Here is a 12,060-nt window from a genome sequence, read left to right on the forward strand (position 1 = left end):
TTGATGCTAAATCAACCGCTTGAGGTTGTATCATTTCCTGGGGGAACGAGTAATGCAAAAATGGGGTGTGGGTCTGACTTTACTGCTGTTGGCATCGGCTGCCATGGCGAAAGATATTCAACTGCTGAACGTCTCATACGATCCAACGCGTGAGTTCTACCAGGAATACAACACGGCGTTTGGTAAGTATTGGCAACAGCAGACCGGCGATCAGGTTACCGTGCGCCAGTCCCACGGCGGCTCCGGCAAGCAGGCGACCTCGGTGATTAACGGCATCGAAGCGGATGTGGTGACGCTGGCGCTGGCCTACGACGTCGATGCCATTGCCGAACGTGGCCGCATTGATAAAGCCTGGATCAAACGCCTGCCCGACAACTCGGCACCTTATACCTCAACCATCGTTTTCCTGGTGCGTAAGGGCAACCCAAAACAGATCCACGATTGGGCCGACCTGGTGAAACCTGGCGTGTCGATTATTACCCCGAACCCGAAAACCTCTGGCGGAGCCCGTTGGAACTACCTGGCTGCCTGGGGCTACGCTTTGCACCAGAACGGTGGCGATAAAGCCAAGGCTCAGGAGTTCGTCAAACAGCTATATCGTAACGTGGAAGTGCTGGATTCCGGCGCTCGCGGCGCAACCAATACCTTCGTTGAGCGTGGGATTGGTGACGTGTTGATCGCCTGGGAAAATGAAGCCTTGTTGGCAGAAAAAGAGCTGGGCAAAGACAAGTTCGAAATTATCACCCCGAGCGAATCTATTTTGGCGGAGCCGACGGTGTCGGTGGTCGACAAGGTGGTTGATAAGCGTGGCACCCGTGATGTGGCGACGGCTTACCTGAAATATCTGTATTCACCGGAAGGCCAGACCATTGCGGCACACAACTACTATCGCCCACGTGATGCGGCCGTCGCGGCCAAATTCGCCGAACAGTTCCCCAAGCTGAAGTTGTTCACCGTGGATGACACCTTTGGTGGCTGGACCGAAGCGCAGAAGGTGCACTTTGCCACCGGCGGGATCTTTGACGAGATCAGCAAACGCTGATCGCCAGATTGTGGCCATAAAAAACCCCGGCATGCCGGGGTTTTGTCATTTCAGGCCGGATTAAATCAGGCTTTTTTCGCCAGGGCAGCGGCTTTGACGATCACGGCGAAAGCGTCAGCTTTCAGTGATGCGCCGCCAACCAGCGCGCCGTCGATGTCTGGCTGAGCAAACAGCTCTGCGGCGTTCTTATCGTTAACGGAACCGCCGTACTGGATGATCACTTCGGCAGCGACCGCAGCGTCTTGCTTGGCGATATGGTCACGGATAAATTTGTGTACTGCCTGAGCTTGCGCTGGGGTAGCAGATTTACCGGTACCGATAGCCCACACTGGCTCATAAGCGATGACGGTGCCTTTGAACGCTTCAGCGCCCTGAGTTTTCAGCACGGCGTCGATCTGACGAGCACAAACTTCTTCGGTTTTACCCGCTTCGTTTTCTGCTTCGGTTTCACCGATGCACAGCACAGGGATCAGGCCAGCGGCTTTCAGCACGGCAAATTTCTCTGCGATGGCTGCGTCGGTTTCTTTGTGATAGGTGCGGCGCTCTGAGTGGCCGATGATGATGTATTCAGCACCGACGTCTTTGAGCATGGTGGCAGAAACTTCACCGGTGAAAGCGCCGGACAGGTTGATGTCGACGTTCTGTGCGCCCAGTGCGATGCGGCTGCCAGCCAGCTCGTGCTTGGCCAGATCCAGATACATGACCGGAGGTGCGATGGCAACGCCGCAACCGTCAACGCTGCTCAGTTCTTTACGCAGGGCGGCGATCAGTTCGTTAACCATGTGAACGCTGCCGTTAAGCTTCCAGTTACCCATTACTAATGGATGACGCATGTGTTTTCCTCCAAAAAGGGGACGCGAGAGTCTAAATGACAACTGCCGGACAGGCAGTTTACCTGCCCAACAGTATAGAGATGAATCAATGCAAAGGCTTTGCTTTTTGTCATTAATTGCGGGGGTATCAGGGTTCAGATAGCGTCAGCTTAATCGGTTCAACGGCGAAAGTTACCCCTTTATCGCCGTTATCTGCCACCACATAGCGTATTGCCCCGACCTGTTGCTGGTAAAAGTAGGAGCCTTTACCTTTTTCCAGCAGGTTGTTCACCTTGATGATGCTTTCCTCTACGGTGAGGGTCGGTTCAAACTGGCGGCTCAAGGCGGCCATGTAGTTCACCGCGATGGCTCTGGCCGCTTTCTCTTCGCTATCTTGCAATAGCAAATGGGTGATCTGCATGGTTTTAATTTTACCGGTGCCTTTTTCCAGCGCGGTAGAGGCGTACAGATTTTCATTAATCTTGCTGGCCGCGCGGGTCAGTAAAGGCGAGTCATCCTCTCTTGATGGGACGACGCGAAATTCACCAATCGGCAACGTTGGGTTGTCGCGGTTGTACTTTTCGCGAAATTGCACCACCGTCAGGTCGAAGGTGGGCGCGCCAGCCAGCAGATAGGGGGCGTTCGCCGGGGCTTCGGTTGGTGCATCCGGTGGATCGGCCCAGGCACTGCCGATGGCGGAGTACAGACAGGCAATAACGATGATTTTCTTCAGCATGGTATACGGCATCGGTAACAAAGATGACTCCGATTAAAACGATAACCCGGGTGAAATGTCAAAAATTCCGCGTGATTGTCGTTTGCTGACGTAAGGCGGTGCGATGGTCTGCGCTTTACCGGGGTTAGCTCAACCCGGCATGGCCTATGTTACACTGCGGCGCAGAATATGGGCAGGCCAAGAGTGCATGAATCGATGACCTTACAGCAATGGTGTTTTTCCTTTAATGGCCGTATCGGGCGGCGTGACTTCTGGATCTGGATGGCAGTCTGGGTGGTGTTGATGGCGGTGGCTTTCACGCTGGCCAACTACGATGTGGTGGCGATCCAGACCATCGCCTTTTGTATTGTGGCGCTGCTGTGGCCAACGTCGGCGGTGCTGGTCAAGCGTCTGCACGATCGAAATAAAAAGGGCTGGTGGGCCTTGCTACTGATCCTGGCGTGGATATTGGCGGCCGGTAACTGGCAGATGCTGGCACCGGTCTGGCAGTGGGGCGTAGGGCGTTTTATTCCGACGCTGATTGTGGTGATGATGGCGATCGATCTGGGGGCTTTTCTTGGCACCCCTGGGGATAACCGATTCGGGCCAGAGGCCGAACCGGTAAAATTCCGCTGAACTACCAGTAATGCTCGCTGGTGATATGGCCAGGCTTGCGGCGCAGGTGTTTGCGCATCTGGTACTTCTTCAGCGTTTGCTGGGTATCTCGCACCATCTGCGGGTTGCCGCACAGCATCACATGGCTGGTTTCGGCATCCAGGGTTAAACCTACCGCTGCTTCCAGCCGTCCGTCCGCCAGCAGAGCGGGAACGCGCCCGGTCAATGAGCCAGCCACCTCTTCACGGCTGACCACGGTCTGAATACGCAATTTGCCATTAAAACGTTGCTGCAACTGCTGCATCAATGGCAGGTAGCTGAGATCGCGGGCAAAGCGTGCGGCGTGCACCAGCACCAGATTGTTGAAGCGCTCCAGATCCTTGCCTTCTTGCAAAATCGACAGATAAGGGCCGATGGCGGTACCGGTGGCCAGCATCCATAAGGTATCGCAATCTGGCACCTCTTCGAGCACAAGGAATCCAGCGGCTTCTTTGGTGACCAATACTTCCGCACCGGGCTGCAATTGATGGAGCCTTGGGCTAAGTTTCCCTTCCGGTACCGTGACCAGATAAAACTCCAGGTTGGGATCGCTGGGGGCGTTAACGTAAGAATAAGCGCGCTGAACGCGTTCGCCGTCAATTTCCAGCGACAGCTTGGCAAACTGCCCGGCGGTGAAGCTGTCGATCGGGGCATCGACTGTGATGCTGAACAAGCCATCGGTCCAGTGTTGCACCCGTGTCACTTTACCATTAACCCATTCAGCCATACTTTTAACGCTCCCGTGGTCGGATCAAATAAGCACAATGTCGTGAGCCGGAGATGGCATGCGCGGTGCGTTCTATCCGGTAGCCTTTACCAAACAGGCGATGGAACAGCTGCAGCTCGGAGTTGCACAGGTTGCTGCAAGTATGGGCTGCCACGCCGATCGGGCAGTGGTTTTCCACCAGTAACATACCCTGTGGGCTTTCCAACAACTCCGCCATATAGCCATCACGCTGGCGCAGGCTAACCAGGCGGTTGAGTCTGCCGAGGTGATTGTCTTCCTCTGCCAGCTCATCGGCGTACCGGTGATAAAGTTTATCCTCCCGCGCGCGGATCAGCTTGTCGATGCCCTCGGCACCGAACAGCTCATGTGCCGACTCCAGCAAAATAGCCGAAAGCCGATCGTGTCCGTCGGCAAACTGGGCATGGCCCTGCTGAGTCAACGACCAGTAACGCGTCGGGCGGCCGACTTTGGCGCGCGTTTCCTCGTAGCAAACCAGCTCACGTTGTTCAAGGGATTGCAGATGCTGGCGGATCCCCATCGGCGTGATATCCAGCCGCTCTGCCAGCATTTTGGCAGAATGAGGACCCAAGGTTTTTAACTGCAATAAAATCAGCTCTGGCGTTTTCATAAAACCCAAATCCCTGTGGCAGTATCTTATTTCAAGTTGATGGAAATAATTATCGATTAAGTGTTAAAGCTAATCTGTTGCAAGTTTATCATTTTTAACTCTTTCCCGTTATGCCTACCGATACGTACAGTTTGATTTACGACACTGGTAGCGATAGATGCCAGTGTGACGGCGATCTATATCTGCCTGAAACTCGCTAAAAAAATCAGATTTGTTAGCTTATGCGGCGCTGAGTAGGTGCTCTGTGGTTCCCACCGGATGATTGGGCGGGGTTGAGTGGCGCAAGACTGAATAACGTAATGAAGATAATGAGAAAAATTGAGAATTTTCACCTGCTGGTGATGCTGATCCTGCTGGTGGCTGTCGGTCAGATGGCGCAAACCATTTATGTGCCTATTATCGCCGATATTGCCCACGACCTCTCGGTGCCTTCCGGCTCCGTGCAGCGCGTCATGGCGGCTTACCTGATGACCTACGGTTTTTCGCAGTTGATCTACGGGCCGCTCTCCGATCGTATTGGCCGCCGCCCGGTGATCCTGGCCGGTATGATGATTTTCCTGCTCGGTGCTTTGGGGGCTTTGCTGTCCAGCAGCTTACCGATGCTGGTAGCCGCCAGCGCCATTCAGGGGATGGGAACCGGTGTGGCAGGTGTGATGGCCAGAACCATGCCACGCGATCTGTACGCGGGGACTTCCCTGCGTTACGCCAATAGCCTGCTGAATATGGGTATTCTGGTCAGCCCGCTGTTGGCGCCGGTGATTGGTGGGGCGTTGGCAATGGTGTTTGGCTGGCGGGCCTGTTATGCCTTCCTGTTGGTGCTTTGCGCCGGCGTGGCATTTGCCATGTTCCGCTGGCTGCCTGAAACCCGGCCGCAGCAAACGGAAAAGCGCCGCATGTTTTCCAGCTTCCGCCAACTGCTGGCGGATGGCACCTTCAGTTGCTATCTGGTGATGCTGATCGGTGCCCTGGCTGGGATTGCCGTATTTGAAGCCAGCTGCGGCGTGCTGATGGGTGGGGTGCTGGGGCTGAGCGGTTTGACCGTCAGTATCCTGTTTATCTTGCCGATCCCGGCGGCGTTCTTTGGCGCCTGGTATGCCGGGCGTGACGGCAAATCTTTCCACAGCCTGATGTGGCACTCGGTGATCAGTTGCCTGTTGGCGGGGCTGATGATGTGGATCCCCGGCTGGTTCGGGGTGATGAACATCTGGACGTTGATCGTGCCTGCGGCGTTGTTCTTCTTCGGTGCCGGGATGCTATTCCCCCTGGCGACCACTGGCGCGATGGAGCCGTTCCCTTATCTGGCAGGGGCAGCCGGTGCTTTAGTTGGCGGTATGCAGAACATGGGGTCTGGTCTGGCGACCTGGCTGTCGGCGATGCTGCCGCAAACCGGGCAGTTCAGCCTTGGGTTGCTGATGTTTGCCATGGCGTTGCTGATCTTGCTGTGCTGGTGGCCGCTATCTACCCGTATGCAGCACCAAGGGCATACTGTCTAATCGAGAAGGGGGCGCAGCATGCTACGTCCCCTTAACCACAGTTTTTACAGCAGGAATTCGTGCAGCGCCTCGTCTTTGCGATCCAGATAGTGGGTCGAACGAATACGGCGGATAGTGCGCGATTTACCCCGGATTAACAGGGTTTCGGTCGTGGCCATATTGCCTTTGCGGCTGATGCCTTCCAACAGGTCGCCCTTGGTGATCCCCGTCGCGGCAAATATCACGTTATCGTTGCGCGCCATGTCATCCAGCAACAGTACCTTACCGGCTTCGATGCCCATTTCTTTACAGCGGGCCAGTTCCTGCTCGCCGATGCGGCGGTTTTCTTCATTGTCCCCTTTAACCTGATGGCGTGCTAACAGGCGGGCCTGCATATCGCCATCCAGCGCCCGGATCACTGCGGCAGAGATCACGCCTTCCGGTGCGCCACCGATGCCATACATCACGTCCACTTCGCTTTCCGGCATACAGGTCAGGATCGATGCCGCGACATCCCCATCGGGAATGGCGAAGACCTTCACCCCAAGTTGCTGCATTTCTGCGATCACTGCGTCGTGGCGCGGTTTGGCCAGCGTGATCACCGTGAGTTCGCTCAACGGCTTACCCAGGCGGGCGGCAATGTTGATCAGGTTTTCCGTCAGTGGCAGGTTGAGGTCGATAGCTCCATGGGCCTGCGGGCCGACCACCAGTTTTTCCATGTACATATCGGGGGCGTGCAGGAAGGTGCCACGATCGCCCACCGCCAGTACCGCCAGCGCATTAGACTGCCCCATAGCGGTCATGCGTGTGCCTTCGATCGGGTCGACCGCGATATCCACTGCGTCACCCAGGCCGGTACCAACGTTTTCGCCGATATACAGCATTGGCGCTTCATCAATCTCGCCTTCGCCGATCACGATCCGGCCATCGATATCCACCCTGTTGAGCATAATGCGCATGGCATTGACGGCGGCACCGTCGGCGGCGTTTTTATCGCCGCGCCCCAACCATTTATAACCAGCAAGAGCGGCGGCTTCGGTGACGCGGGAAAATTCGATGGCTAATTCACGTTTCATGGCAGACCTGTCAGTGAGTAAAGGGAAGAAATTATCGACAAAGTTTACCACAGGGGGCAGGCGGCAGGGCGAGGCAAAAAAAACGCTGCCCGCAGGCAGCGCTGTTACAGCGTAAAGCGATTTAGTCGTGATCTTCCCAGGCTTGCGCACGAGCCACGGCCTTTTTCCAGCCGCTGTAGCGGAAGTTACGCTCGGTGGTTTCGATACCCGGGCGGAATTCGCGCTCGATGGTGGCTTTGCTCTTCACCTCGTCCAGATCGTTCCAGTAGCCAATCGCCAGCCCGGCCAGGAATGCCGCGCCCAACGCCGTCACTTCACGCACCTCAGGACGCTCGACACGGGTACCGAGGATATCGGACTGGAACTGCATCAGGAAGTTGTTGGATACCGCACCACCGTCCACCCGCAGCGCTTGCAGACGGGTATTGGCATCGGCCTGCATGGCATCCAGCACGTCGCGGGTCTGGTAGGCGATAGACTCCAGCGTAGCGCGGATGATGTGGTTGCTGTTTACACCACGGGTCAGGCCGAAGATGGCACCACGAGCATACGGGTCCCAATATGGCGCACCCAGGCCGGTAAAGGCGGGCACCACGTAGACGCCGTTGCTGTCTTTGACTTTGGTGGCGAAGTATTCGGAGTCGGCGGCATCGCTGATCAGTTTCAGTTCGTCGCGCAACCACTGGATAGAAGCCCCGCCAATAAACACTGCCCCTTCCAGCGCATAGTTCACTTCACCGCGTGGGCCACAGGCGATGGTCGTCAGAAGGCCGTGGTTGGAACGCACGGCCTCTTTGCCGGTATTCATCAGCAGGAAGCAGCCGGTACCGTAGGTGTTTTTCGCCATACCCGGTTGGACGCACAGCTGGCCATACAGTGCCGCCTGCTGGTCACCGGCGATCCCGGCGATAGGAATACGCGTACCACCTTTCCCCCCGATGTTGGTCTGGCCGTACACTTCTGAAGAAGGACGAACCGTTGGCAGCATGGCACGTGGGATATCCAGCGCTTCCAGCATGCGCTCGTCCCAGTCCAGCTCATGGATGTTGAACATCATGGTACGTGAGGCGTTGGTGTAGTCGGTGACGTGGACCCGCCCTTGGGTCATCTTCCATACCAGCCAGGTGTCGACGGTACCGAACAGCAGTTCACCACGCTTGGCACGCTCACGAGCGCCTTCGACGTGGTCGAGGATCCACTTGACCTTGGTTCCCGAGAAATAAGGGTCAACCACCAGGCCGGTGTTGTGGCGGATATATTCTTCCAAGCCGTCGCGCTTGAGCTTTTCACAGATGTCGGCGGTACGGCGGCATTGCCAGACGATGGCGTTATAGATCGGTTTACCGGTCTCTTTTTCCCAGACGATGGTAGTTTCACGCTGGTTGGTAATGCCGATCCCGGCAATTTGGTCAGAGCTGATGTCGGCTTTGGCCAGCACTTCAACCAGGGTGGAACTCTGTGAGGACCAGATTTCCATCGGGTCGTGCTCGACCCAGCCGGCTTTCGGGTAAATCTGGGTGAATTCCCGCTGTGAAACCGCAACGATATTGGCATCGTGATCGAGCACTACGGCACGTGAACTGGTGGTTCCCTGGTCGAGGGCGACAATGTATTTTTTTTCGGTTGTCATAAGTTTGAGTCCTGCTGTTGTTAACCGTTTAAAGCTGTGCCAATCACGCTTTACGTTGTTCTGATTTAGGAGCGGGTTGCTGTTCCTCGACGCAAACGTCACAAGGCAGATGGCGGCCGATCAGTGCGCGATAACCAAAGGCTCCCAGGCCAGCACCGACAATTGGGCCGAAGATCGGTACCAGGAAGTATGGGATATCACGAGCGCCAGTGAAGGCCACGTTGCCCCAGCCTGCCATGTAGGCGAACAGTTTCGGGCCGAAGTCACGCGCCGGGTTCAGTGCAAAACCGGTCAATGGTCCCATAGAGGCGCCGATGACGGCAATCAGAATACCGATCAACAGCGGTGCCAGCGGGCCGCGTGGAATGCCGTTGCCGTCGTCGGTCAGCGCCAGGATCAGGCACATCAGGATGGCGGTGATGACAGTTTCAACCAGGAAGGCCTGGCCGACAGAGATATGAGCATTTGGATAGGTAGAGAAAATACTGGCCAACTCGAGGCTTTCGTTGCTGCCACGTACCATCTGGTGGGCGGCTTCAAAATCGTAGAACAGGCTGTAATACAGCCCGTAGACCAGTGCTGCCGCGCAGAAGGCCCCCGCAATTTGCGCAACGATGTAAGGGAGCACTTTGCGTCCATCAAAGCAGGCGAACAGCCACAGCGCGAGCGTGACAGCCGGGTTCAGGTGAGCACCGGAAATGGCGGCGGTCAGATAGATGGCCATTGCCACCCCCAGGCCCCAAATGATGCTGATTTCCCACTGACCGAAGCTGGCGCCCGCCAGTTTCAGCGCTGCAACACAGCCTACGCCAAAGAAGATCAACAGACCGGTGCCGAGGAATTCAGCGATGCACTGGCCTTTTAAGGTCGGACTGATGGTTTGGCTCATAATGTTTTTGTCCTGCAGACGGCGGTTATAGGTATCTAGGCTTGGCGCATTGGCGTTTCGGCCTTGGGCTACAGAGTTTTTCTTCACATCCCCTTATCGGTTGAGGACGTGATGTAAATTTATCGTTAACGAGCATAAACGAGAAATAGCGAAATCAAAATGTGTGTGCTTCGTCATAAAATTGAGCGAATTCGCGTTGTTCGGTGTTCTTTCTGCGCCATAAAAAGGTGATCTGACCAGTTATTTTGTCTCTATCTTTTAACAACCCTAGCGCTGGGCAGCGATGACTTTCGGTTTTGACCGATAGCCACAGTAGGAAAATTGCAACAGAGTGCGCGTTGGGTCGGTATGTTGCTAGACACTGGGGGGCTGGCTACTTACAATCGTTTTTAATGCGGGAAAGGTTTTATCGAGACAGGCGCTGGGCCTGTTGGTTGTGCGAGCATATTCGCAGTAGCTGCAGCCGAGGTTGCGGCGCTACTTATGGATGTACGCCTTGCTATCATGAGGGGACTGAAGAATGACATTTGAAGTATTTGAAAAACTGGAAGCAAAAGTTCAGCAGGCGATCGATACCATCACGCTGTTGCAGATGGAAATTGAAGAGCTGAAAGAGAAGAATAATTCCCTGTCTCAGGAAGTTCAGAGCGCTGCGGGTAACCACGAATCACTGGTTCGCGAAAACCAGCAGCTGAAAGAAGAGCAGCACGTGTGGCAAGATCGCCTGCGCGCATTGCTGGGTAAAATGGAAGAAGTCTGATCCATAAGCACTATCGAAAAGGGCGCCTCAGGCGCCCTTTGTCATTTCTGCAGTTACTCGATATCGAGCGGATCTTCAGAAAGGATGATGCCGGTGTTGTCGGCATACAGATGATCGCCAGAGAAGAACGTCACACCACCGAAATTAACGCGAATATCACTTTCGCCGATCGCTTCGCTGGTGGCTCCGACCGGGATGGCCGCCATCGCCTGAATGCCGATGTCCAACTCTTCCAGATCGTCTACCTGACGCACCGCACCGTAAACCACGATGCCTTCCCATTCGTTCTGGGTCGCCAGACGGGCCAGTTCCGCGTTGATCAGGGCACGGCGTACCGAGCCGCCGCCATCGATCACCAATACGCGGCCAAGGCCGTTTTCTTCGAGCAGTTCAAACAGCAGGCCGTTATCCTCGAAGCATTTCACCGTAGTGATCTGCCCGCCAAATGAAGTACGCCCGCCAAAGTTGGAGAACAGAGGCTCAACTACGTTGACCTCTTCCTGATAGATATCGCAAAGTTCGGAAGTATCGTATTTCATAGGATTTTACGTCTGTTTGCCGCTGGAATAATCAGTATATCCCTTTATTCGCCCTGTTGGCAAAATCATCAGTGCCAGGATGTGTTCTGGCACCTGAGCCGCACTTAGCTGAGCACGACGCCGACGGCAAACAATACGTTGGCGAGTAAGGCAGCCTTCACCATATGTTCCAGCATCGGGCGCATACCGACGGCCGTAGGGTCGCGTAACACACGCATGCCGTGGCGAACTAACAACGGGATGGCCAGCACAAACAGCCAGCCCCACAGGCTATGCAGGTTAAGCAGGGTAAACAGGGCAAAGCACAGCACGGCGGCGATCAACAGCCCCGCGTGGTAATAGCGCGCATTCTGTGGGCCAAGGCGCACGGCCAGGGTATTTTTGCCGTTTTCACGGTCGCTTTCGATATCGCGCAGATTATTGATGTTCAACACCGCCGCCGCGAGCAGGCCACAGGCCGTTGCTGGCAGCATCACCACGCTGTCGAAGGAGTGAGTCTGTAGATAGTAAGTGCCCGCCACGCTGAGCCAGCCGAAAAACACCAACACCGAAATATCGCCCAGCCCCAGATAGCCGTAAGGTTTGGTGCCCACGGTGTAGGTAATGGCCGCGACGATCGCTAACCCACCCAATACCAGGAAGCCCACCACATCGCTGGGTTTTTCACAGGCGACGGCGATCAGCCAGCAGCCGGAAATGGCGATCAGCACCACCGTCAGTATCAAGGCCCGTTTCATCTGGCTTTGGGTGATCATGCCTTTTTGCATGCCACGCAACGGACCGATACGGTCTTCTTTATCGCTGCCTTTGATCGCATCGCCGTAATCATTGGCCAGGTTGGAGAGGATCTGCAACAGACCCGCAGTCAGCAGAGCCAACAATGCGACGCCGGGCTTCAGGCTGCCCTGCCAGGCGGCGATCGCGGAACCGACAACGATGGAGGCAAAGGCCAATGGCAGGGTACGTGGTCGTAAACTTTCCAGCCAGGCTCTGGCCGGGGTGGTGGGGGTTGATAAGCTCATTTTTCGCTTCAGCAAGTCAAAAGGCGGTATCCGTTAGCAATAAAAATGGGAGGCAATGCCTCCCACAAATATAACTGACAGGACAGTGATAGAG

The 12,060-nt window shown here is 55.6% G+C and carries 13 protein-coding genes; 4 read left to right on the top strand and 9 right to left on the bottom strand.

The window, feature by feature from the left end; all coding sequences use genetic code 11:
* Positions 1-52: 52 nt before the first annotated feature.
* Complete coding sequence (locus tag U869_RS0116605) at positions 53-1,042, top strand: sulfate ABC transporter substrate-binding protein (RefSeq protein WP_025121370.1); 990 nt, start codon at positions 53-55, stop codon at positions 1,040-1,042.
* A gap of 65 nt (positions 1,043-1,107) precedes the next feature.
* Here the strand turns inward: U869_RS0116605 and tpiA are convergent, their stop codons facing one another.
* Positions 1,108-1,875 (bottom strand): triose-phosphate isomerase, encoded by a 768-nt coding sequence (gene tpiA, locus U869_RS0116610; protein WP_025121371.1) that lies wholly within the window; start codon positions 1,873-1,875, stop codon positions 1,108-1,110.
* A 127-nt stretch (positions 1,876-2,002) separates the two neighbouring features.
* Positions 2,003-2,590, bottom strand: a complete 588-nt coding sequence (locus U869_RS0116615) for a DUF1454 family protein (RefSeq protein WP_025121372.1) — start codon at positions 2,588-2,590, stop codon at positions 2,003-2,005.
* A 195-nt stretch (positions 2,591-2,785) separates the two neighbouring features.
* Here U869_RS0116615 and U869_RS0116620 point away from each other — a divergent pair, with 195 nt between their 5' ends.
* Positions 2,786-3,205 carry a DUF805 domain-containing protein gene (locus U869_RS0116620; protein WP_025121373.1) on the top strand — a complete coding sequence of 140 codons (420 nt, stop codon included), beginning with the start codon at positions 2,786-2,788 and terminating at the stop codon, positions 3,203-3,205.
* A 1-nt stretch (position 3,206) separates the two neighbouring features.
* On the opposite strand, the gene fpr is transcribed toward U869_RS0116620, so the two are convergent.
* Both fpr and U869_RS0116630 read right to left on the bottom strand, forming a co-directional pair.
* Positions 3,207-3,950, bottom strand: a complete 744-nt coding sequence (gene fpr, locus U869_RS0116625) for a ferredoxin--NADP(+) reductase (protein WP_025121374.1) — start codon at positions 3,948-3,950, stop codon at positions 3,207-3,209.
* A 4-nt stretch (positions 3,951-3,954) separates the two neighbouring features.
* Positions 3,955-4,578, bottom strand: a complete 624-nt coding sequence (locus U869_RS0116630) for a metalloregulator ArsR/SmtB family transcription factor (RefSeq protein WP_025121375.1) — start codon at positions 4,576-4,578, stop codon at positions 3,955-3,957.
* Between the two features lie 308 nt (positions 4,579-4,886).
* On the opposite strand from U869_RS0116630, the gene emrD reads away from it, so the two are divergent.
* Positions 4,887-6,071: a multidrug efflux MFS transporter EmrD gene (gene emrD, locus U869_RS0116635; protein WP_025121376.1), complete on the top strand. Its 1,185-nt coding sequence runs from the start codon at positions 4,887-4,889 to the stop codon at positions 6,069-6,071.
* 44 nt (positions 6,072-6,115) lie between these two features.
* On the opposite strand, the gene glpX is transcribed toward emrD, so the two are convergent.
* The 3 genes from glpX to U869_RS0116650 form a co-directional block, all read right to left on the bottom strand.
* The gene (glpX, locus tag U869_RS0116640) at positions 6,116-7,126 is read right to left on the bottom strand and encodes a class II fructose-bisphosphatase (RefSeq protein ID WP_025121377.1); all 1,011 of its coding nucleotides are present in this window, start codon (positions 7,124-7,126) and stop codon (positions 6,116-6,118) included.
* A gap of 121 nt (positions 7,127-7,247) precedes the next feature.
* Positions 7,248-8,756: a glycerol kinase GlpK gene (gene glpK / locus U869_RS0116645; RefSeq protein WP_025121378.1), complete on the bottom strand. Its 1,509-nt coding sequence runs from the start codon at positions 8,754-8,756 to the stop codon at positions 7,248-7,250.
* A 43-nt stretch (positions 8,757-8,799) separates the two neighbouring features.
* Complete coding sequence (locus U869_RS0116650) at positions 8,800-9,645, bottom strand: MIP/aquaporin family protein (RefSeq protein ID WP_025121379.1); 846 nt, start codon at positions 9,643-9,645, stop codon at positions 8,800-8,802.
* 520 nt (positions 9,646-10,165) lie between these two features.
* Here U869_RS0116650 and zapB point away from each other — a divergent pair.
* The gene (zapB, locus tag U869_RS0116655; protein ID WP_025121380.1) at positions 10,166-10,405 is read left to right on the top strand and encodes a septal ring assembly protein ZapB; all 240 of its coding nucleotides are present in this window, start codon (positions 10,166-10,168) and stop codon (positions 10,403-10,405) included.
* A gap of 53 nt (positions 10,406-10,458) precedes the next feature.
* Here zapB and rraA read toward each other — a convergent pair whose 3' ends face one another.
* Entirely contained in the window at positions 10,459-10,944 is a 486-nt protein-coding gene (rraA, locus tag U869_RS0116660) for a ribonuclease E activity regulator RraA (RefSeq protein WP_025121381.1), read from the bottom strand.
* Between the two features lie 104 nt (positions 10,945-11,048).
* Positions 11,049-11,966, bottom strand: a complete 918-nt coding sequence (locus tag U869_RS0116665) for a 1,4-dihydroxy-2-naphthoate polyprenyltransferase (protein ID WP_025121382.1) — start codon at positions 11,964-11,966, stop codon at positions 11,049-11,051.
* Between the last annotated feature and the right edge of the window lie 94 nt (positions 11,967-12,060).

The sequence above is a fragment of the Serratia sp. H1w genome, from assembly GCF_000633355.1.
Classification (GTDB): domain Bacteria; phylum Pseudomonadota; class Gammaproteobacteria; order Enterobacterales; family Enterobacteriaceae; genus Chania.

Coding starts and splice junctions, on each gene's coding strand:
- glpX (WP_025121377.1), bottom strand. CDS start 7,126: ATGAAACGTGAATTAGCCATCGAATTTTCCCGCGTCACCGAAGCCGCC.
- U869_RS0116650 (WP_025121379.1), bottom strand. CDS start 9,645: ATGAGCCAAACCATCAGTCCGACCTTAAAAGGCCAGTGCATCGCTGAA.
- U869_RS0116630 (WP_025121375.1), bottom strand. CDS start 4,578: ATGAAAACGCCAGAGCTGATTTTATTGCAGTTAAAAACCTTGGGTCCT.
- U869_RS0116605 (WP_025121370.1), top strand. CDS start 53: ATGCAAAAATGGGGTGTGGGTCTGACTTTACTGCTGTTGGCATCGGCT.
- fpr (WP_025121374.1), bottom strand. CDS start 3,950: ATGGCTGAATGGGTTAATGGTAAAGTGACACGGGTGCAACACTGGACC.
- emrD (WP_025121376.1), top strand. CDS start 4,887: ATGAGAAAAATTGAGAATTTTCACCTGCTGGTGATGCTGATCCTGCTG.
- zapB (WP_025121380.1), top strand. CDS start 10,166: ATGACATTTGAAGTATTTGAAAAACTGGAAGCAAAAGTTCAGCAGGCG.
- U869_RS0116620 (WP_025121373.1), top strand. CDS start 2,786: ATGACCTTACAGCAATGGTGTTTTTCCTTTAATGGCCGTATCGGGCGG.
- U869_RS0116665 (WP_025121382.1), bottom strand. CDS start 11,966: ATGAGCTTATCAACCCCCACCACCCCGGCCAGAGCCTGGCTGGAAAGT.
- U869_RS0116615 (WP_025121372.1), bottom strand. CDS start 2,590: ATGCTGAAGAAAATCATCGTTATTGCCTGTCTGTACTCCGCCATCGGC.
- rraA (WP_025121381.1), bottom strand. CDS start 10,944: ATGAAATACGATACTTCCGAACTTTGCGATATCTATCAGGAAGAGGTC.
- glpK (WP_025121378.1), bottom strand. CDS start 8,756: ATGACAACCGAAAAAAAATACATTGTCGCCCTCGACCAGGGAACCACC.
- tpiA (WP_025121371.1), bottom strand. CDS start 1,875: ATGCGTCATCCATTAGTAATGGGTAACTGGAAGCTTAACGGCAGCGTT.